The sequence below is a fragment of the Marivirga aurantiaca genome, assembly GCF_016679925.1.
GTDB lineage: Bacteria > Bacteroidota > Bacteroidia > Cytophagales > Cyclobacteriaceae > Marivirga > Marivirga aurantiaca.
The window spans coordinates 1-20761 of sequence record NZ_JAEQBW010000009.1 but is presented as its reverse complement, the minus strand read 5'-3'; the positions used below and the strand labels follow the sequence as shown (position 1 = coordinate 20761).

Annotated in this window: 22 protein-coding genes; 8 read left to right on the top strand and 14 right to left on the bottom strand. The window is 37.2% G+C overall.

The genetic code is table 11. From position 1 onward, the window contains the following. Positions 1-51: 51 nt before the first annotated feature. On the bottom strand, positions 52-711 hold the full coding sequence (locus JKA74_RS16195) for a class I SAM-dependent methyltransferase (RefSeq protein ID WP_201432272.1): 660 nt from the start codon (positions 709-711) through the stop codon (positions 52-54). Between the two features lie 21 nt (positions 712-732). Further along, on the bottom strand, positions 733-1713 hold the full coding sequence (locus JKA74_RS16190; protein WP_201432271.1) for a GlxA family transcriptional regulator: 981 nt from the start codon (positions 1711-1713) through the stop codon (positions 733-735). A 140-nt stretch (positions 1714-1853) separates the two neighbouring features. On the opposite strand from JKA74_RS16190, the gene JKA74_RS16185 reads away from it, so the two are divergent. Both JKA74_RS16185 and JKA74_RS16180 read left to right on the top strand, forming a co-directional pair. Continuing rightward, a complete protein-coding gene (locus JKA74_RS16185; protein ID WP_201432270.1) occupies positions 1854-2261 on the top strand; it encodes a VOC family protein in 408 nt (135 codons plus the stop codon). Positions 2262-2271: 10 nt separating this feature from the next. After that, on the top strand, positions 2272-3180 hold the full coding sequence (locus JKA74_RS16180; RefSeq protein WP_201432269.1) for a VOC family protein: 909 nt from the start codon (positions 2272-2274) through the stop codon (positions 3178-3180). Positions 3181-3332: 152 nt separating this feature from the next. On the opposite strand, the gene JKA74_RS16175 is transcribed toward JKA74_RS16180, so the two are convergent. From JKA74_RS16175 to JKA74_RS16165, 3 genes are read right to left on the bottom strand one after another with little or no spacing between them, the layout of a single operon-like run. Further along, entirely contained in the window at positions 3333-4034 is a 702-nt protein-coding gene (locus JKA74_RS16175) for a carbon-nitrogen hydrolase family protein (RefSeq protein ID WP_201432268.1), read from the bottom strand. A 55-nt stretch (positions 4035-4089) separates the two neighbouring features. Continuing rightward, on the bottom strand, positions 4090-4308 hold the full coding sequence (locus JKA74_RS16170) for a DUF4287 domain-containing protein (protein ID WP_201432267.1): 219 nt from the start codon (positions 4306-4308) through the stop codon (positions 4090-4092). 2 nt (positions 4309-4310) lie between these two features. After that, the gene (locus JKA74_RS16165; RefSeq protein ID WP_201432266.1) at positions 4311-4709 is read right to left on the bottom strand and encodes a DoxX family protein; all 399 of its coding nucleotides are present in this window, start codon (positions 4707-4709) and stop codon (positions 4311-4313) included. A gap of 169 nt (positions 4710-4878) precedes the next feature. Here JKA74_RS16165 and JKA74_RS16160 point away from each other — a divergent pair, with 169 nt between their 5' ends. The 3 genes from JKA74_RS16160 to JKA74_RS16150 are packed head-to-tail and all read left to right on the top strand — an operon-like array spanning position 4879 to position 6929. Continuing rightward, the gene (locus JKA74_RS16160; RefSeq protein WP_201432265.1) at positions 4879-5340 is read left to right on the top strand and encodes a DM13 domain-containing protein; all 462 of its coding nucleotides are present in this window, start codon (positions 4879-4881) and stop codon (positions 5338-5340) included. A 60-nt stretch (positions 5341-5400) separates the two neighbouring features. Continuing rightward, complete coding sequence (locus tag JKA74_RS16155) at positions 5401-6267, top strand: hypothetical protein (protein WP_201432264.1); 867 nt, start codon at positions 5401-5403, stop codon at positions 6265-6267. Beyond that, positions 6264-6929 (top strand): Crp/Fnr family transcriptional regulator, encoded by a 666-nt coding sequence (locus JKA74_RS16150; protein ID WP_201432263.1) that lies wholly within the window; start codon positions 6264-6266, stop codon positions 6927-6929. Before JKA74_RS16155 ends, JKA74_RS16150 begins: the two co-directional genes overlap by 4 nt. Before the next feature lie 10 nt (positions 6930-6939). Here the strand turns inward: JKA74_RS16150 and JKA74_RS16145 are convergent, their stop codons facing one another. Together JKA74_RS16145 and JKA74_RS16140 are read right to left on the bottom strand one after the other, a co-directional pair. Next, positions 6940-8409 (bottom strand): sensor histidine kinase, encoded by a 1470-nt coding sequence (locus tag JKA74_RS16145; RefSeq protein ID WP_201432262.1) that lies wholly within the window; start codon positions 8407-8409, stop codon positions 6940-6942. A 121-nt stretch (positions 8410-8530) separates the two neighbouring features. Beyond that, positions 8531-9229, bottom strand: coding sequence for a response regulator transcription factor (locus JKA74_RS16140; protein WP_201432261.1), 699 nt, complete (start codon positions 9227-9229; stop codon positions 8531-8533). A gap of 212 nt (positions 9230-9441) precedes the next feature. Here JKA74_RS16140 and JKA74_RS16135 point away from each other — a divergent pair, with 212 nt between their 5' ends. The 3 genes from JKA74_RS16135 (at position 9442) to JKA74_RS16125 (ending at position 11948) form a co-directional block, all read left to right on the top strand. After that, a complete protein-coding gene (locus JKA74_RS16135; RefSeq protein WP_201432260.1) occupies positions 9442-10263 on the top strand; it encodes a hypothetical protein in 822 nt (273 codons plus the stop codon). 69 nt (positions 10264-10332) lie between these two features. Next, the gene (locus tag JKA74_RS16130) at positions 10333-10923 is read left to right on the top strand and encodes a TetR/AcrR family transcriptional regulator (RefSeq protein WP_201432259.1); all 591 of its coding nucleotides are present in this window, start codon (positions 10333-10335) and stop codon (positions 10921-10923) included. A 143-nt stretch (positions 10924-11066) separates the two neighbouring features. Then, entirely contained in the window at positions 11067-11948 is an 882-nt protein-coding gene (locus JKA74_RS16125; protein WP_201432258.1) for an alpha/beta fold hydrolase, read from the top strand. 128 nt (positions 11949-12076) lie between these two features. Here JKA74_RS16125 and JKA74_RS16120 read toward each other — a convergent pair whose 3' ends face one another. The 7 genes from JKA74_RS16120 to JKA74_RS16090 form a co-directional block, all read right to left on the bottom strand. Continuing rightward, a complete protein-coding gene (locus tag JKA74_RS16120; RefSeq protein WP_201432257.1) occupies positions 12077-12310 on the bottom strand; it encodes an acyl carrier protein in 234 nt (77 codons plus the stop codon). An 85-nt stretch (positions 12311-12395) separates the two neighbouring features. Next, positions 12396-15452, bottom strand: coding sequence for an efflux RND transporter permease subunit (locus JKA74_RS16115; RefSeq protein WP_201432256.1), 3057 nt, complete (start codon positions 15450-15452; stop codon positions 12396-12398). A 1-nt stretch (position 15453) separates the two neighbouring features. Next, positions 15454-16524, bottom strand: coding sequence for an efflux RND transporter periplasmic adaptor subunit (locus JKA74_RS16110; protein WP_201432255.1), 1071 nt, complete (start codon positions 16522-16524; stop codon positions 15454-15456). A gap of 49 nt (positions 16525-16573) precedes the next feature. Further along, on the bottom strand, positions 16574-17929 hold the full coding sequence (locus JKA74_RS16105) for a TolC family protein (protein WP_201432254.1): 1356 nt from the start codon (positions 17927-17929) through the stop codon (positions 16574-16576). Positions 17930-17981: 52 nt separating this feature from the next. After that, positions 17982-18599 (bottom strand): TetR/AcrR family transcriptional regulator, encoded by a 618-nt coding sequence (locus JKA74_RS16100; RefSeq protein ID WP_201432253.1) that lies wholly within the window; start codon positions 18597-18599, stop codon positions 17982-17984. Positions 18600-18769: 170 nt separating this feature from the next. After that, entirely contained in the window at positions 18770-18958 is a 189-nt protein-coding gene (locus JKA74_RS16095) for a hypothetical protein (protein WP_201432252.1), read from the bottom strand. 391 nt (positions 18959-19349) lie between these two features. Beyond that, a partial coding sequence (locus tag JKA74_RS16090) for a T9SS type A sorting domain-containing protein (RefSeq protein WP_201432251.1) occupies positions 19350-20761 on the bottom strand: 1412 nt, incomplete at its 5' end.

The window sequence follows — 20761 nt, the reverse complement described above, 5'->3', positions numbered from 1 at the left end:
TTTAGAACGTTTAAATTGGAACAAACACAATCCGTATATTCCACTATAATTTTATTTTCTCACAATTAAAACTGAATAGGTTCTGTTCACCATTTCACCATGTTTGCTTTTTACTGTTTCAATTTCCGGGATAATTTGTGAGTCATTAAAACTTGATTTCTCTATCAGAGCCAGTACATCTTCATCATTATAAAGCTGGAAACCATATACCGTAAAAGGTAAATTTTTCATGAAATCCTTCAGGCTGTAAGTAATATTGCAAAGTCCACCCGGCTTTAGCACTCTATAGATTTCCTGTAAGGTAGCTGCCGGATCTTCCCAGAAATAAAGGGTGTTCACAGTCATTATTTTATCAAATGTTTTGTCCTCAAAAGGGAATGATTCACCTGAATAGTGAAAAAACTGCGCTTGCTTTTTCCGGACAAAATCCGCATTAATTCTTTCCGCTTCCTTTTTCATATCAGCTGAAATATCTAAACCATTATAGTTGATTTCAGGAGCCATTTTCATTAATTCGACCAAATGTTGCGCATTACCAGGACCAATCTCCAAAACCCTATCATGGCCTTTTAAATCCAAATGGCGGATTGTATTCATGGTCATGCCATGGTTGGTTTTATTCATTTCTCCGGCTATTTCTAATCCATCCTCTCCACTTGGACACCTTAATTGAGTGGCAATAGTTTTCATATCATCAGCTTGAATAGCCATATTTTTAAATTTAAAGTTGCTTTATGAAGGTACTACCTCCGTGATAAATTTATTTCTGTAATCAACAGGGGAAATACCTACATACTTTTTAAATACTTCCCGGAAAGCTTTGGGGTCATTATAACCTACCTCGTACATCACTTCATTTACATTTTTCCGGCCTGACTCCAGCTGTACTTTGGCTGCTTCAATTTTAACCCTTTGCATGTATTCCACAATGGAGTTGGAGGTTGCCTTCTTAAACCTGCGTTCAAAGGTTCTTCTGCCTGTCCCAAACCGATCAGCCAGTTCATCTACATTCATTTTTGCATCGTAATGCTTCTCTATATATTCCTGAGCAGCCACTATCAACTCATCCCCGTGTGCTTTTTGTCCTTTGAACATGGAGAAAGGAAGCTGATTGTTTTTAGAAATGTCAAGTAAAAAGAACTTTGATGCCATCACTGCCATTTCTCTGGAAGTATATTTTTCCACAATATAAAGCAGCAAATTCCAGTATGCATTGGCTCCTCCACTGGAATACAAGCCGTTTTGTTCACTGATCACACGGTCATCTACCAGTCTTACATCGGGAAACATATTCCTAAAGGTGGGTGCATGCAGCCAATGAGTAGAGCAGGTTTTGCCGGAAAGCAATCCCGTGGAGGCCAATAAAAAAGCCCCAATGCATAAACTAGCCACTTCAGCACCTTTATTATACTGTGAAATTATCCAGGGGAACATAGCTTCATTAAGTTTTATGGCTTCATTTATATCTCCACTTATGGCAGGAATGATAATTAGATCAGTAGTTTTCACATTATCTAACAATGCATCCGGATAAAAGCTCAACAATCCTTTACTTAGCTTCACTTCCTTATTCAAGCCCACTAATTGAACTTTAAAAACAGGATTCATGCCTGCCTTTTCGTAAAACATATTAATGGCTGTAAACATGTACTGCGGATCAACAATAGCAGCCGGAACAGCTCGCTCAGGAACAAGTATTGAGATAGTTTTCATATCTTAAAATTAGTTACTAAATATGTCGCAATCAACCCCATATTATGTCGTGCTTACACAGTTTAAGTTAAGCCAGACAAACATACCTTTGTAAATATAGAGTTTTTTATATATTTATTTTTGACTTAAATACTGAAATCATGACAAGTAAAATCTTCATTAATCTACCAGTAAAGAATCTTCAAAATTCAATGGATTTTTTCAAAGCACTAGGCTTTTCATTCAATATGCAATTCACTGATGAAAAGGCAGGTTGTATGGTCATAAAAGAGGGCAGCATCTTTGCCATGCTACTTGAAGAAGACTATTTCGCAACTTTTACCAAAAAGCCTATTGCTGATGCTACCAAAACAACAGAAGTGCTTATTGCGCTAGATTTACCCAGTAAAGCGGCTGTTGATGAAATGGTGAAGAATGCAGTGGAGGCCGGTGGTTCTACTTATATGGAAGCAGCAGATCACGGCTGGATGTACCAGCATAGTTTTGCCGATTTAGACGGTCACCAATGGGAATTAGCTTATATGGATGAAAGTAAAATTCCTCAATAAAAGTTAAGCGATGAAAACAAATGATCAAAAAATTACTCCTTTCTTGTGGTTTAATACCCAGGCTGAGGAAGCAGTTGAATTTTATATTTCAATTTTTAAATCAGGTGAAATACAAAGAGTAAGCCGCTATGGTAAAGAAGGTTATGAGCATCATCGAATGCCGGAAGGCTCGGCCATGGCGGTAGACTTTGAACTGGAAGGACAGCGATTTTCTGCTTTAAACGGAGGGCCTGCTTTTCCATTTAATCCCTCTGTTTCATTCTATATTACTTGCGAAACAGAAAAAGAAGCTGATCAATTATGGAAAAGCCTCTCTGAAAACGGCAGTATCTTAATGCCTTATGAAAAATATGATTGGAGTGAAAAATACGGTTGGCTGCAAGACAGGTTTGGACTTTCCTGGCAAGTCAGTTTAGGAAAAATAAAAGATGTAGGCCAAAAAATTACTCCATCATTATTGTTTGTAGGCGAAAGATTCGGGCAAGCCAAACAGGCGGTTGAGCGTTACACACAAATCTTCAAACACTCTAAAGTAGATGGGATTTTAATGAATGAACCTACAAAACTGCAGTCAAAAACCTCTGTAATGCATGCACAGTTTGCGTTGAACGGATACAAGTTTATGGCGATGGACAGTGACTTAGCACATGACTTTACATTCAATGAAGCTGTATCCTTTATGGTGCATTGCGAGGATCAGTCCGAAATTGATTATTACTGGAGTGAGTTGGGTAAAGGTGGTGATCCTAAGGCGCAACAGTGCGGATGGCTGAAAGATGAGTTCGGCATTTCATGGCAGATTATCCCAAATGTGCTGGGGCAATTGATGACGCATAAAGATACAGAAAAGGTGAAACGTGTAACCAGGGCGATGCTCCAAATGAAGAAAATAAACATTAAGGGTTTGGAAGAAGCTTAAGTAATATTTCTATTGGGTTTAATTCAAAAAAGAATTTTTAAAGTACTCTGCCCAAGGCAACTAAAGATAAGCTGTTTTAGCGAAATTATCACTAGAAGAGAAGTGACAGCAATGCGTGTTAAATATTTGACATGTTAGTTTTCTTGAAATGATTACACAATATCATAAATCAAAAGTGTCTCCTCCTGATCATTCAGTTGTACTTTAAGTTCACCACTCGCATTCCAAACTGAAGATTGTCCTGCACAGATACCATTATCTGCGGATCCCACTGCATTCACCATCAGTGTAGTGATGTTATACTTTTTTGCAATTGATGATAATGTTTCACAGGCTTTATCAACACCTGATGCAAATTTTGCCACACTAGCCAGATATATTTCACTTCCACATTTCACTGCTTCTTCTGAGTGATTGGGAATGGAAATTTCGTAACAAATAGCCAATGATATTTTATATTCCTTAATCTTCAGAGGAGGAGGATTATCTCCACTCACAAAAAACGGTTCTTCATCCGGATGCAGGTACTTTTTAGAATACACACATCTTGCCAAGCCTGGTTGAAAAATAATCATACTGATGCAGATACCATTTTTAGCTATTGTAGGAGCTCCTATTCCAATAGTAATTTTGGCCGAATTTGATAGCTCCTGAAAAATATCCAATCTCGTATCACTCAATTGAAAGGCGAGGCTTTTAGCCAGAGTAGGCTCGTATCCGGTGAGGGAAAGCTCAGGAAAAACTATTAAATCAGCCTTCTGAGCAATAGCTTTTCGAACATAATTAAGATGGTGTTCGAGATTTGCCTGAACATTTCCCGCTATGGATTTAATTTGTGCTAAGCTGATTTTCATTTTGTTAAAAGGCTACTTTAACTGTTTCATCTAAAATATTCTTTTTTATTTAAAATCATTCCTTTTTACCTTTTAACAGCGCATAAATAGCCATGGAATGACCATGGCCCAGTTCATAATCTCTTTTGAGCCATTCCACTATTTCTCCGGCTTTTACAGTTGGCTTTAGTAAGCCATTTTCCATCAATCCTTTCTGGTTGGCTAACTTTTTAAAGTCATCAGGAGATTGTCCCGTTTTTTCGTGGATATTTTTTAAGTATGATTGAAATGACATCGCTATACTGTTTTAAGAGCAGGTGAATTATTTCTCAGTAATTTATGATATGTAATATACGAAGTAGCCAGAATGCCCAGAAACACTACAGGAAATATTGTTTGCCCGTCAAAACCGTCAACTGCCGCATGGCTCACAGCTGCTGAAATAATGGTGAAGGCAAATCCTGCGTATGCCCATTCTTTTATCCGTGGAGATACCATTGGTAATATTAAGGCCAGTGCTCCTATAACTTTCAATATGGCCAGCAGCACACCAAAATATTCAGGATAGCCTAAATGCCTGATGCCTTCTTTGGCAAATTCTGTTTGGCTGGTTAATGCTACCAATACTCCTTCAAACAGGAAAATAATCCCTGTCGATATCCAATAAATGATCTTTGTTGATTTAGAAGTTTTCATTGTTGTAAGTTTTAATAATATGATAAAATTAGATAACTCTAATCAACTTCTTACTGTGTAGTTAAGACATAATGAAGGGTGATTTGCGACAGATTTAAAACCTTTAAACTTCTGTGATCTTTTTGTGATACACTAGTGGCAGTTTTGCTAAAACAAAAAAATAAATGTTATGAAAAAAATTATCGTTTTAGCTTTCCTTGCAATTCCTTTTTTATTCTGTTCATGTGATGATACTGAAGTAGAAACCATGGTGGTTGATACAAGCCTCCCTCATGGTGATTTTATGGTGGTCACAAGCGGGCAGTTTATGGCACAAAATGGAACTCCTACAGCGGGTTCAGTGGAAATTGGCACGGACTCAGAAGATGAAGCCTTCGTCCGTTTCAGCAATAACTTTATGACTGAATTAGGCACAGGTACTGTCACAGTTTATCTGTCAACAACCAATGAAGATTTAAATGAAGTATTTAGCCCGGAAAATGGAAATCAGAATCTCCAATTAGTGGGTATTGTACAAAGAAATGGAGAACACTTTTTTAAATTAAATTCCTCCATTGATGCTAAGTACACCCATGTAATTTTATGGTGTGCATCAGCAGGAATTCCTTTCGGCAATGCTGAATTAATGTGAAATCAATTTTATATAGAAGCATTCTGATTATATTCAGAGTGCTTTTTTATTTTCCTAAGGATGAAAAAGTTAATCACTATTATCTCTTTATTGATTTTTATAAATCAAATTCAGTTGCTTGCTCAAAGTGGATGGACAAAGCCAAGAGGAGAAGGTTTTTTTCAATTAAGCTATCTCTTTTTTGAGTCCGATCAGTATTTTAACTTAATGGGAAATCAGCTCACTACCAATACATTTCAACAACAAAGTATCATATTATACGGAGAATATGGTATAACCAAAAATTTTACACTCATCACCAATTTCCCTATTCACACTTTTAATAAGTTTGAATCTACGGAAACTGCATCCGGCATAGGGGATTTACGTTTGGAAATAAAATATGCACTGCCTGTCAACTTTCCGCTTTCTGTTTCAATAGCTCCCGAATTGCCTACGGCCAAAGCCAATAATTTCGCCCAAAACAAACAAAACTCCTTTGACAGAATTAATCTTCCCGCAGGAGATGGGGAGTTTAATGTGTGGACTACCATTGCTGCCTCAAAAAGCCTAAATGACATCCCATTCTACAGCTCAGTATTTGCTTCTTATAATTATCGCACTTCATATAATGAGATAGATTTTAGTGATCAATTCCGTATTGGAGCCGAAATTGGATATAAAATAGCCAATAAGGTTTGGCTTAATGCCAGAATTAATGGTTTAAAATCTGTAAGAGAAGTTGAAATAGCCACCGATTTTGTAAGGGGGGATGGGGCTGAGTTTACTACAGTCGGTTTAGGTTTATTGGTACCCTTAAAAAATAACTGGGGCATTAATTTAAACTATACAAGTGGTAACGATTGGATATTCAAAAAGAAGAATATCTATGCAGCCGGCATTTTTGGTATGGGTATAATATATGAACTTAAAAATGACTTAAAATGAGATTTTTAGAAAAAGAAAAATATCACTCTCAATTATTCCCATCAGAAAATAGGGGAGTTATGTTTAAGCCTTTTAAAACTTTTCTGAAAAATCAGATCATCTACCAACAAGGAGAGCCAGCAGATCAATTGTTTCTTATTAAATCGGGTGCTGTTAAACTTTCAAAAATTAATGATAATGGAGATGAACTCCTATGTTACTATTTAACAACCGGAGACGTTTTAGGTGAATGGAATAGTTTAATTGATCCTTCCTGTGAATATCAGTATCATGCAATGGCCATTGAACCCGATACTTCTCTGGAATCCCTAAATGTGAATTACTTGAATGAACAAACTAGAAACAATGCTTTTCTCTCTTTATCCTCTGTTTTCATGGAAAGAATCAGGTTTATGGAAAAAAGGCATTACCTGTTAGCTATGCACAGTGCAGACTACCGTGTCAGGGAAACACTAAGGATGATGGCCAAAGAATCAGGAGTAAAGGTAGGAGATGAAATCTTATTAAAAATCAGCATGTCCCATCAGGAATTGGCCCTTTTATCAGACACTAGCAGACAAACAGTAACTACCGTGCTGAATAAAATGCGTGCTCAGGGAAAAATCTATTATACCAGAGATAGGATTTTGTTTAGAGATTTAGATAATATTCATCATTATTGAAAATATCGTACTAATTGAAATGAAGCTGCGGATTCAATTCAAATACAAATTCAGTAAAGGAAGAAGAATCCGAAATAATTTTAATTTCCGAATCATGAATTTCTAAAATCTTTTTTACAATAGCCAGCCCCAAACCTGCTCCTTCAATCTTATTCTTTTCTTTATCTACCATATAGTATCTGTCAAAAATGGCAGACAAATCTTTCTCCGGTATGCCATCACCGGAATTTTTAATGCTAACACAAACCCTATGGCTGGTATTGCAGTAATAAGCTTTTAAAACTACCGATCCATTTTCAGGGGCATACTTTACCGCATTGTCAATCAGGTTTTGCACTACCCTGTCTATCAAATATAAATCGGCCTTCACAGAGGGTAAAGACTCGGAAATTTCCGCTTGTAAGGTGATGTTTTTGGTTTTTGCCAGTAATTCATATTTAAGGCAAGAGTCGTAGAGGAGTTCCTGTATTTTCAAGGGCTCTAGTTTCAATTGCATCTGTCCGGATTCCAATTTAGAAAGCTCAAATAAGTCTGCTACCAGTTTTGTTAATTTATCTGTAGAACTATTGATGATTTTCAAGTATTCATTTCGTTCCTCACTGGTAATTCTATCACCTTTTAACATAAGGGTTTCCACATAACCATTAATGATAGCTAAGGGACTTCTTAAGTCATGCGAAACATTGGCAATTAGTTCCCTACGCAGGTTATCTACATTTTGCAAAGACTCCATATTGTGTAAAATGCTATCTGCCATTTGGTTGAATGTACTTGCCAGCATGGCTAATTCAGATTGAGATTTCATTGCAGGTATACGTGCCTTCAGGTTGCCTTCTTTAAACTGATTAACAGTTTTCACGATTTTTCTTAGATTACGGGTTAACAAAATAGTAAGCACTAACCCTATTAATAATGCCACTATTAAGGCAATGACAAAAGAATTGAATGTTAGCTTTAACCAATAGCTGCCTAACAAGCTTGAAGCTATTTCTTCATATTTTTCGCTGGCTAAAGTAATATATACATAACCCAGAAGTTTATCCTCTTCATAAATTTCAGTGGCTGAGAAAATTGTTTTATAATCTGTAGAGCGTGGGTCGTCACCCACAATAAAATGCTCTCCCGAAGAAGCTATAAATTGCTTTATGGGGTCAAGATTCACTCTTTTCAATTTCACTTTGGAGTCCAACACTACGTAAGAAAGTATTTCTCCGGAAGGATTAAGCAAAAACACTTCTATGCCAGGATTTACTGCCATCATGGAATGCATAATAGTTCCTAAAGCCTCTTCATTGACCTTCCCATTTTTAAATGGAGAAACTTCTTCCACCAAATAATCTGCCACGGAGGCATTAAGCTTTTGGGTGGTGTGCATAAAATAATTTTTGGCAGCTTGCGTAGTTATGAGCATATAAGAAAAAGCGATGACTAAAAGCACCAAGGTGAAAGCAAGGGAAATTTTCCAGTAGAGACTTCTCATATTTTAGTGTTTTTTTGAATTTCTGTTGTAATGTTGTTTAGTTAAGTTTTTTCTAAGGCCTCAACCTTTATTCCTTCTCCGAAGAGAGAAGGAGATTGTCTTAACTAAACAACATTATCTTCTACCATTCATCATTAAAGCGGTAGCCAACGCCCCATGTGGTTAAAATATAGATGGGGTTATTGGCATCTTCTTCTATCTTCGCCCTCAGGCGATTAATATGCGCATTAACAGTATGTTCGTAGCCGCTAAAATCATAGCCCCAAACCAATTCCAATAACTCCGACCTGCTATAACTTCTTCCCGGATTTCTGGCCATCATAGTTAAAAGATCAAATTCCTTGGGTGTAAGCTCTATCCGCTTTTTATGTAAAAGAACTTTTCTCTTAGTTTCATCTATTTCCAATTGGCCAAATTTGAGCGATATCCCCTCTTTTTGTGAGAGCATTAAAAAATGATCCTGCCTTCTCATAATGGCTTTTACCCTGGCTATAAACTCCCTGATTTTAAAAGGTTTGGTAATATAATCATCGGCCCCGGACTCCAAACCCATTACCTTATCTATTTCTTCCGACTTGGCTGTTATCATTAAAATGGGAGTGAAATTATCTAAGGCTCTTAACTTTTGGCAAATACTAATGCCATCCATTTCAGGTAACATGATATCCAGAATAATGAGATCAAACTCTGATGAATTTGCAATCTCAAAGCCTTTTTTACCATTATGAGCTACCTGCATATCATAAGCTAAATCCTTCAAATGGATTTGCACTAAATTACTTAGGTCGATATCATCTTCAATAATCAAAACTTTTTTCATACTCGATTTTATGCCGATGGCAAAATTTAGATGTAAATAAAGTTAATAAGCATCACAAAAGTATCACGTTAAAAAATGGTCTGATTAGTATCGAAAAGTAATCCCTCAAAAAGTCTTTTGTATGACAAATGACAGACAATAATAAAGTGATATTAGCAATTAACTAACAACAAACTATTAACCCGGAGCCAGGAAAAAATCACTTTATAATTATGAAAAAGCTGTTATTTATTGTTTTCATTCAATTAACATTCATAAGCTATATAACAGCCCAGGAATCTAATAATGACGATATTAATGTATTTACCGGAGGTTTGTTTATGAGTAAAGGCAAATGGGAAGCTAAGTTTTATAATAACCTATATACACAAATAGAACCTCAATTTAATACAGCTGACAGAAGAAGTAGCTTCAATACGAGCTTTCTTCAGATTACAGTAGGAAGTGATCATAACTTAAATTATGGGTTTGATTTTTTATACAAATCAAATATTGTTAATGATGCAGGATCAGCTTCCCCATTCAAGGTTTTTCAATTTATGGATGCCAATGTTCGTAATAATATCATGGGCAATGAATTTGATACGCAATTCAGCCATGGGCTTACCCATTTTGGGCCAAGGTTAAGAACTAAACCTTTTAAAAATAAGCGATTTACTTTTCAGCAGGCAGTTTACATCCCTACCGGAAATTTAGAGGAAGGTTGGATTGTGAATTCTGATCTGTTTTATGAACATGTTATAAAAGGCAAGTACATGGTTTTCGGAAATATAGGGGCATGGTATCCGCTTTCAGGTGATATATTTCCTTACGCCAGGGTTTTTGCAGGAACCTTATTGGCTAAAAGATTTGGTCCTTTTGTAATGCTTAATTTGCCTTATGAAGTAGGAGCCGGTACCAAGTTTTTCATTACCCGTAAGATTGAATTGGAGTTTATGTATACTTATTGGCTGCCTATTGAAGCCATAGTAGATAACAGAATGCCTACTTCTATTAATTTTGGTTTTCGGATCACTAATTTCAATAACTTCTAATAGAAGTTCCACAATTTATTTTTATTGAATAATATTTTGATTTTAAGATACCGACTGGTATCTTCGTGTATGCGAAATACTGAAAGCACCAAAGAAAAAATACTATCCGTATCGGCAGGCCTTTTTAATGTACAAGGCTTTAAAGCTACTTCTTTGAGCGATATCACCACAGCAACAGGTTTAACCAAAGGTGCTATTTACCGTCATTTTGCAGATAAAAATGATTTGGAAGAGAAATCTTTTGTTTACATATCCCTACTTATTCAGAAAGAATTTAGTAGGGTAATAAAGAATGAAAACAATGCACCAGACAAACTAAGGGCAATTTGTCATTTTTTCCTTAACTACATCCATAGCCCAATTATTCAAGGAGGCTGTCCTATTTTAAATGCCGGTGTTGAATCAGATGACACTAAGCCATTCCTTAATCAAAAAGTAATTGAGTTATTGGACTCCTTACAATTCGCCTTGCAGAAAATCATTCAAAAAGGCATAGAATATGGTCAGATAAAGAAAAATACCGATCCTTTAAGCTTTTCAACAGTATTTATAGCAGCCCTGGAAGGGGGAGTACTTTTAAGTAAACTAAGAAAACAACATACAGATATAAAAAGAGTAATTGCTCATTTGCAGTTACAAATTGATCTGATTTCTAATTAAATAGAGCCTATTAGGCAATAATCGGGAACCTGTAGTAAGTGCCTGATATTTAGTACCCAATAATAATCTTTTATGCAACTTAATTCTATCTAATATTTTTTTGAACAAACAGATACCGAATGGTATCTTAAATAAAAAGACAAATGAAAAAAATTATTCTACGCAGCATTGGTATTTATTTAAATCTTCTGGCCCGTATTTCTCCAAAAAAAGCCGGTGAAAAAGGCTTTCGAATATTCTGCACTCCTTTTGGTGGAAAACTTAAAAAACACCATCTGGATTTTTTAGCTGGTGCTAGTTCCACCAACTACAACTTTAATGGCACTAACATCAAAGTATACCAATGGGGACATGGCCCGAAAAATGTATTATTTATGCATGGTTGGCAAAGCCACTCGTTCCGATGGAAGAAATATATTGAAAAATTACCGCTCTCTGAGTATACTATCATAGCCTACGATGCCCCAGGCCATGGACTTAGCAGTGGTAAACAATTTACCGTACCGTTAAATGCTTACCTTTTATCAAAACTGGTCAAAAAGTATAATGGCTTTGAAACAGTTGTGTCCCATTCTATTGGCAGCATGTCTGTATTATATGCATTGGCACAATACCCCCACCTAAGTATAGGTAAAATTGTTTCCATGGCTACTCCCGGGAAAGTAGATGATTTTTTAACGTTCTATCAGGAAAGTTTAGGGTTGAATGCACGTACGTTTCAACTCATCAAGAATGAATTTCAAATGTATGTAAAGCTTGATCTGGAATTCATTGAGGCTTCTCTTTTCGCGAAAAACATTCATATACCTGGACTAATTATTCATGATAAAGATGACTTAGAAACGCCTTATATTAATGCGGAAGCACTTTCAAAAAGCTGGAAAAATTCCTCATTAGTAAGCACCAAAGGACTTGGCCATAATTTACGTTCTCCCAAGATAATTGAGCTGGTGACGGATTATATTGAAAAAAATGCTGTAACTATTGAAAATATTGAAGCGGTGGAAGAACCATTCCTTGAATGAGAAGCAGGATGTAATTTTATGTTGGATTAGCTGTCTGGCAGATTGTTTATTCAATCCGCCAGACAGTTTTTATAGCAGAACTTCTTATTGAGATTTCCACCTATTAGAATGGTTATTTTACTGCCAATTTATCTGTTAACAAAATAATTGATGAGTTGCTCCGGAGTTTCTACATTTCTCACTTTGCTTTCCTCCAATTCTCTCTTCAAGCTATATTCCAGTTCGAAAATCAACCCTTCCACAAAAACCCTCTCCATATGAAGCCCACTATAGAAATTAGCGGATTTCCTCTTTCCGGTCAGTGCTATTCCATAGTGCTGAAACACATTGATAATCTTTTTAAAATTTGAAATGTTTTTCATATGCTGTTATTTCATCATTATTTTACTACTCTTTATTCCTTTATTTTTATTGACCCTTCAAAAACGATGCCTAATTCCAATTATTTCATTCTCTTCCATGAACTGTAATTTTCGGAGGCAATAGTTTATATACAACAGGTGTTACAATTCTTGAAAGCAAAGTGGAACTGATCAAGCCTCCAATCAACACGATAGCCAGAGGAGATATCAGTGGGTTGGTAGACCAGGCAATTGGCATTAAGCCTCCAATAGCTGTCAATGTTGTTAAAACGATTGGCAAAAATCGGATTTCCCCTGCTTCCCGGATAGCCACATCCAAAGGTTTCCCTTCTGCCCTCAACTGGTTGGTAAAATCCACCAATAGGATTGAATTCTTCACTTCAATACCTGCCAGGGCAATTAAGCCAATGATAGCTACAAAACTTAAAGAATTTCCGGTCATCCATAAAGCCATTACAGCTCCAACAATACCCAAAGGAATAACTGAAAGTACAATAATGGTACTTTTGAATGTTTTAAAGAGTAAAATCAAAACGGCAATAAACATGAATACCGTCACAATAATTACTGTTTCAAATCCACCAAATGACTCCTCCCTGGATTCAACCTCACCAGCCATTTTGTATGAATATCCTGAAGGTAATTGCAATGCTTCCATTTTGGCAATCACCTCATTGATCACTCTATCTACCAAGAAGCCCTCTGCAACAAATGCTGTTACAGAAACAGTTCTTATTTTATTATAGTGATCAATATATAATGGTGAACTTTCAAGTTCCAAGTCAGCTATTTGCTTGATAGGAATAGCTGCACCCTGATTATTGTTGATGAATAAATTATCAAAACTCATCAGAGACGCCCTTTCTATTTTGGGACTGGTAATTACAATTTCCCTTTTATCTCCGTTGACATCAGAATAAGTGCCCATTTTTAAGCCGGCTATAGCCAAGCGAACGGCTCGGTCTGCCTCTAAAATATTCACTCCTAAAGCCCGGGCTTTTTCCTTTTGAAAAGCCACTTTTATATCTGTCTTTAAATTACTTACTGGATTGCCTATATAAAGTGTTCCTTCTGTTTCCCGAAGCATATCTTCTACTTTCCCAGCCAGCATTCTCAAACTATCCAGGTTGTCACCAGCTAATCTTACTTCCACGGGAGCATTGATTGGAGGTCCTTGTTCGAAGTTCTTCACCTCTACTTTCGCACCTGCAAATGCATTAAATCTTCCCCTTAAATATTCTGTGATTTCGGTTTTTCTTTGTGTGGAAGTACTGGCTTCCAGTTGTACAAAAAGCTGGGCAAAATCTGTTCTTTCATTTTCCTGGATCACATTGTAATACACCCTGGGATTACCTTTTCCCACATTAGTGGAGAAAAATTCCACTTCAGGAATCTCCTTTAATACTTTCTCTATCTCACGGGAAATCGCATCCGTTTCCCCTATCCTTGTTTGAATAGGCGTGAGAACGTTAATCATAAACTGTGGTTTTTCCGAGGCAGGAAAAAGGCTGAAACCAATTACAGGGAACAAAGCCAGTGAGCCCCCAAAAATAACTATGGCTATCAATAATGTCTGCACAGGTTTTTTCAAAGATCTTTCCAATAAGGGGGCATAACTTTTGGAAATCAGGCTTTGCAGGGATCTTAGAAACATATTTCCTTTATATTCAGGGCCATGTTGCTTCAATACCCGGCTTGATAAAAAAGGGATGATTGTCAAAGAAACCAGCATGGAGGCCAAAACACTTACAATCACGGCCATAGGCAAACTTCTAATAAAATCCCCTGCCCCTTCCGGCATAAATACCAGTGGCATAAAAGCAATTATAAGTGTGACCGTACAGCCCACAACAGAAAGCCCAATTTGTTTGGTAGCCAATAATGTGGCTTCCATTTTGGAGTGCCCCTCACGCAACCATCGTTCTATATTTTCAACTACCACAATGCTATCATCAACCAATAAACCAAGGGCTACCACCAAACCTACTATACTGAGTTGGTTGAGGCTATACCCCATCATATTTAACAACACTAAACCTATTGCAAGGGAAAGTGGAATGGAAATCATTACAATCAAAGCTGCTCGATTACCCAATGGGAGCAAAGTAATGGAAACCAATAAAATGGCAATCATAAAATCAAAGCCTAATCCGCCTAATCTTTTGTTGACAAACTCTGCCTGATCAAAGGCCAGTGCCAAATCTATATTTGCAGGTAGTGTAGTTTTGAATTTTTCAATTACGGGCAGATACAATTCCTGAAGTTGGGAAATATTGCTATTCTCTTTCATGGCAGCAGTCACAAATATCGACCTGTAGCCATTAAGCCTTGTGATATGCTTGTTTTCATCAAAATCCATATGCACATTGGCAATATCCTTAAGAGCAATGCTATTCCCCTGAATAGAATACACTAAAGTATTCGCTATTTCTTCCAGGCTTTTATAATTGCCACTTGTTTTTACATTAAAAGCTTTATTCCCTGCCTCAATAGTACCCCCGGGAATATTTCCGATCTCACTTTGAATGCTGCCAATTACAGCCTGTAATGGCACATTCATTTGAGCCATTTTATCAAGCTTCAGATCGATCCTGACAATTTCATCGGGCAAACCATGGATTTCCACGTTTTTCAAAGCATTGATCTTCTCCAGTTCGTCTTGCAACCTTTCACTATATTTCTTCAGTGATTCGCGGGAACTGTTCTCACTAATCAGCCCAATTTGTAAAATATTTACATCTGAGGGAGTAATCTTATTGATGTCAATACTAAAAATATCCCTGGGAAGTTGTTCCCTCATACTATTGACTTCCCTTACCAATTCCTGGTATTTATCATTCACATTGGATTCATATTTATACTCCACATTAAGGACTGCCACTCCATCATTAATACTGGTTCTGATCCTTTTGATGTCTTCCAAAGCATAAATCCTTTTCTCCAATGGCTCCACCACCAGTTCTTCTATATCACTTGGACTGGTACCGGGATAAACTACTACAATTGGAAATTGGGGGGATTCAAGGGAAGGATCCTCACTCCGGGGCATATTAAAGAAGGTTGTAAGGCCCAATACAATGGTCATGATAAAAATCACCAGTGTAAATTGATAGTTCTTTACAGCAAAATTCGAGATACGCATCTTATTGTTGGATTAAAATGGAAGAATTGTCATTTAAATAAGCACTACCAGAAATGATTAGCTTTGAATAAGATTCCAAACCCTCCAGTATTTGCACCTTATCAGGATAGATTTTACCCACTTTAACAGATACTTTTTTGGCTGTTTCACCGGATTCTGTTACGAATACGAACCCATACCCTCCATTGGCATCCAGAAGGGCCTCATAAGGGATATTCCAGGCTTTTGTAGATTGAGCACTGTAGATATCAGCAGTTCCGAACATGCCACTGGCCAGATAGGCCGGGGCATCATTCCTGAATTTTAGTTCCACTGAATAAGTGCCCGTCATAGGATTTGCCTGCCTTGCTTTGCTACTCACTTCAGCCAAATAGCTTTTCTCAGGATTAACTGAAGTATGAATGTGAGCAGTGTCCCCTTCTGAAACCAAAGCCCAATCCTTATCACTTAATGCCACTTTTAGTTTCCAATTATCCTTAACGGCACCACTCACTTGTAGAACGGGAGATCCTGATCCTATCTGTTGTCCGGAATTGGCATATTTTCTTAAAACATAACCATCTTTTTGTGCCTTGATCTCTGAATACTCCTTATTGAATTGGACTGCTTTCAAACTTTGCACAGCAATATCCAGGGCTGTTTTGCTATTTTGTGATTGTTCTAAAGTAGCTACACTATCCGTCAACAAACGCTGTATACGTTCATAATCCCTAAGCGCTTTTTCATAGCCTAATTGAGCCTGAATCACACTCGTATTGATTTCTGTTAAATCCAGACTAGCCAATGTTTGGCCCTTCCGAACATAATCTCCTTCTGAAACATGTATTTCACTGATAATACCCCCTGTTTTAAAAGATAGAATAGTTTCATCCTCGGTGGTAAATTGCCCGGATCCATGAAGCGGTATAGTTCCTTGAAACTTTTCGATAGTCCAAACCTTTACCGGAATTTTGTCAACCGGAATTTCAACCTTGTCTTTGCTTTCTGATGTACTGCAAGCTCCCAAGCTTATCACCAAGCCCAGCAAAATGCTAAAGGTGATCAGACCTTTTATTGTTTTTGAAGTGTTCATAATTTAGAAATATTTAATGTTGATGTATTTAGAATAAATAGAACCATGATTATTGAAGGGAAGTCAATTCCCTTTCCAGATCTGCTATAGCATTCAAGAGGTTATAATTTGCTATACTCACTTTTAAAGCAGCATTGGTGTATTGATTGCGTGCATCAATAAACTCTATGAGAGAATTAACCCCCTCCCTGTAGCCTTTTTCCAACAGCTTGAGATAGGCTGTTGAAGCTTTTAAATTCGATTCAGCTGAAGATTTAGCTGCTTGCGAAGCTTTGATATTGTTTTTGGAAGTACGAATGGCCATTTCTATTTGGCTATTCAATAATGCTTCCTGATGGTTCAGGCTTTCCAGATTAAGTTGGGAGCTACTGATTGCATTTTTGTTGCGACCACCATGAAATAGTGGCATGGACAGTTGAAGGCCAAAAAGATAATAGCGACTCTGTTCATTCACCTCAAAATTGAATCCTTGAAGTCCCAGGTCCAGAAAGGCACTCACATTAGGAATGGCATAATTCTGATTGGATCTCAATAAGTGCTGCTGGATGTTCTGCGCTTTATTGATTTTCAGGATTTCTGCTCTTCTGCTATGATCTTTTTCCTGTAAAAGATTTAAATATATACCCTCATCAAGGCCTGGTTCTTCAAATTTGACTGAAGCATCTAAAGATCGGTTAAGCAGGAAATTAACGTAATAAGTGGCATTTTGTAGTTTATTATTAGCTTCTATCAGTTGTGATTTAATATTTTCCAGCTCACTTTCAGCCCTTAGCAACTGGGCAGGTAAGGCTTTGCCATTATCCTTAAGTGATTGGTTGACTTTAAGGTTTTGCTCCACCAGTAATTGAGAATTTTCAAGGATTTCTATAGCGGTATGTGCCATACAAAAATTGTAGTATGCCTGTTTGATGTTCTTTTCCAATTCAGCTTCAAAAATTTTCACTTCATATTCTTCCAGTTGTACACTTTCCTCTCTCACCCGCTTATTATAATATAAATCCTTATTAAGTACCGGATAGCTGACCCTCACCCTTGCATCATAAAAATTATTGGGTAGAAATTGCTCCTGTACATTTTCCAGTTGGGGAAATTGCTGTTGGTCCAACAATGCATTTAAAGAACTGTAAACATCATTCAACAAATCCCCGACAGGGAAATCGATCACTCTTCCTCCTTGTGCAAGATTATAGGTTGCCCCCAAATCCAAAGAGGGGAGGAAATAACTTCTCGCATCCTTAAGAGCAAGCAAACTTTGATTCAAATCAATGTTTTTATTCTTAAGGACAAGATTGTTTTGCAGGCCTTCTGTGATGTAATCATCAAGAATAGACTGCCCATACGATTCTTGCAAAACAGCAAAAAAAAGAAGGACAGCAAGCGCATTTTTGAGTATTGCATGTTTCATTTTATTACAACGTATTTATTTTTAACAGTGTTTAATATATGGGTAAATTTTTTTATACTTTATCCAGCATTATTTTAAATGCTTTAAATGCATTATCTACAATATGTTCCACCTCTTCAGGATCAATAACATTTGTCCTTTGTCTGATCTTTAAAGAAACCATTCCATGTACAGTCGACCAAATCATAAAAGTCAAAGGTTCTAACTCCTGACCCTGGAAGTGTCCCAAATCCATACACTCCTTTATTGTGCTCTTAAGAGCATCAAAAGCACTCATTCCTTCATCCCAACAAGGAGTATTTGTATCATTCAAATAATCCATAGGGGCTTCAATGATAAACATCAAATCATACATATCACTGTTTTCAAGAGCAAATTGAATGTAAATTGTACCTAATGCCTTCAATCTTTCCATTGGATTTTCAACAGAAGCCAATACTTGCAACCTGCTTCTCAATTCAATAAAACCTTCAGTGTGAATGGCATGGAAAATCTCGTTTTTGTCTTTAAAATAATGGTAAATGATCCCGGGACTGTACTCAATTCGATCAGCTATATTCCTGATAGAAGTCTTATGCAGACCTTTCTCAATAAATAAGGCTTTTGCAGCATCAAGTATCTGTCTTGTTAATTCTTCCTTTTCCCTTATTTTACGATCTGCTATACCCATAATAAATTATACGAACAAATATAATTGAACACTGTTTAAAAAACTAAATATTTTTTGATTTCTTTTTCTAATTACTATAGAAACTAAGCTATTTTCAGGAAGATTGGTTCTTATCCCTTCTAATTTTGAAGCTAAACATAATAAAAGCACGTTTAGGAATTGCTTCTTAGCTATTCCTTATCTCTTATGTTTTTAATGATCCCCAACCCGGAAGTAAAGAAGATAAGCCCCAGCACAAAAAGCACAACCAAAGACTTCCAGTTGCCATTGTCATCATTTACAAATAGTAGAGAGCCATATATCAAACTGGCTACTCCTAATACAAGAAGTACAGGCCCAAATATCTTTTGAAGTTTCATTATATATAATTTTTTTTAATGGTTAAATGGAATAGCTCAACTACTAGTAAGCCCCACAATCATCCTTTTTAAACCTAATATCCATACTCAGTTGGTTCTAATGGCTATCGGGATGCCTAATTCATTCAGCTTATTTATAAATTTAATAATAGTATCAAACAAAGATACGCAAAAAGATAGAGCAAGGCTGAAGTTGACAACTTCAGCCTTGCTCTATCTGCCTAAAGAATAATTGGACAAGCTGCTAAATATAATAAATTTAAAAATGACAAGATCACACGGCCTACCACTTGTTTGTTGCACACCAATGTAACCCTGCCATTCTCCGGATTATCTATTTAAACATGATCCTACTTCATTTTAATAATTATATATTCTTAACTGTCAAAAGTTAGTGATTGAGAAGCAATAATTTCTTCGTGTAAACCTTATCTCTTGTAGTAATAACACAATAGTACGCTCCCGAATGCAGGTCGCCTCCATCAATCAAAACAGTATATGTTTCAAAACCCCTAATTTCCGATTTAAGTAAAGTATTAATAAACACTCCATTCAATGTATAAAGTCTAACAGTGACAAAATCATCTTTTCTGGACATAAACTCTATCTTCGTATTTTCTATAAAAGGATTAGGATATGATTTCATAGTAAAACTATTACTATTGTTTAAAGATTGTTTAAAAGCTTCTTCCTCAGCTCTGAGCGTAATACTACAAGTGTTGGAACAGCCTGTGACATTGTTTTGTGTCGTAAGTGTAAAAGTAGCACTCGTTCCTCCTTGCCCCACCACATAAACAAGTTCTGGCGTATTCTCGCCTGAGATTATCGCCCATCCTTTACCACTAATGGACCAGGAATATGAAACATCATTTTCAGGGATGGCAGTTAATGTCTCTTCCTGAAATTCTTCCAGAGGATCAAGTGGTACATTTATACTACAAACGGGCTGCTGAGAATCGTCTGTGCCAACCGTGGTAGTCGTGGTAGTCGTACAGCCGGTACTTTCTTTCGTTACCTCTAAAGTGTATGCTCCAGGGGAACTTACTGTAGTGGTTGCTGTAGTCGCAATCTCACTGCTGCCTTTTAACCAACGGTAGCTCACGCCTGTCGTGGTCGTGGATCCTGTCAGCTCTACACTGGTAGTTTCACACGTAAGCGGGCCGTTGTTGCTGGCAACAACACCTTCTGGTTGTGAGTAGTCTGTGCCAACCGTAGTAGTCGTGGTAGTTGTGCAGCCGGTACTTTCTTTCGTTACTTCTAAAGTGTATGTTCCAGGAGCACTTACTGTAGTGGTCGCTGTGGTCGCAATTTCACTGCTGCCACTTAACCAACGGTAGCTCACGCCTGCTGTAGTCGTGGAACCTGTCAGCTCTACGCTTAAAGTCTCACACGTAAGTGGGCCGTTGTTGCTGGCAACCACACCTTCTGGTTGTGAATAGTCTGTGCCAACCGTGGTAGTCGTAGTAGTTGTACAACCTGTACTTTCTTTCGTTACTTCTAAAGTGTATGTTCCAGGAGCACTTACTGTAGTGGTCGCTGTGGTCGCAATTTCACTGCTGCCACTTAACCAACGGTAGCTCACGCCTGTCGTGGTCGTGGATCCTGTCAGCTCTACGCTTAAAGTCTCACACGTAAGTGGGCCGTTGTTGCTAGCAACCACGCCTTCGGGTTGAGAGTAGTCTGTGCCAACCGTGGTAGTCGTAGTAGTTGTACAACCTGTACTTTCTTTCGTTACTTCTAAAGTGTATGTTCCAGGAGCACTTACTGTAGTGGTCGCTGTGGTCGCAATTTCACTGCTGCCAC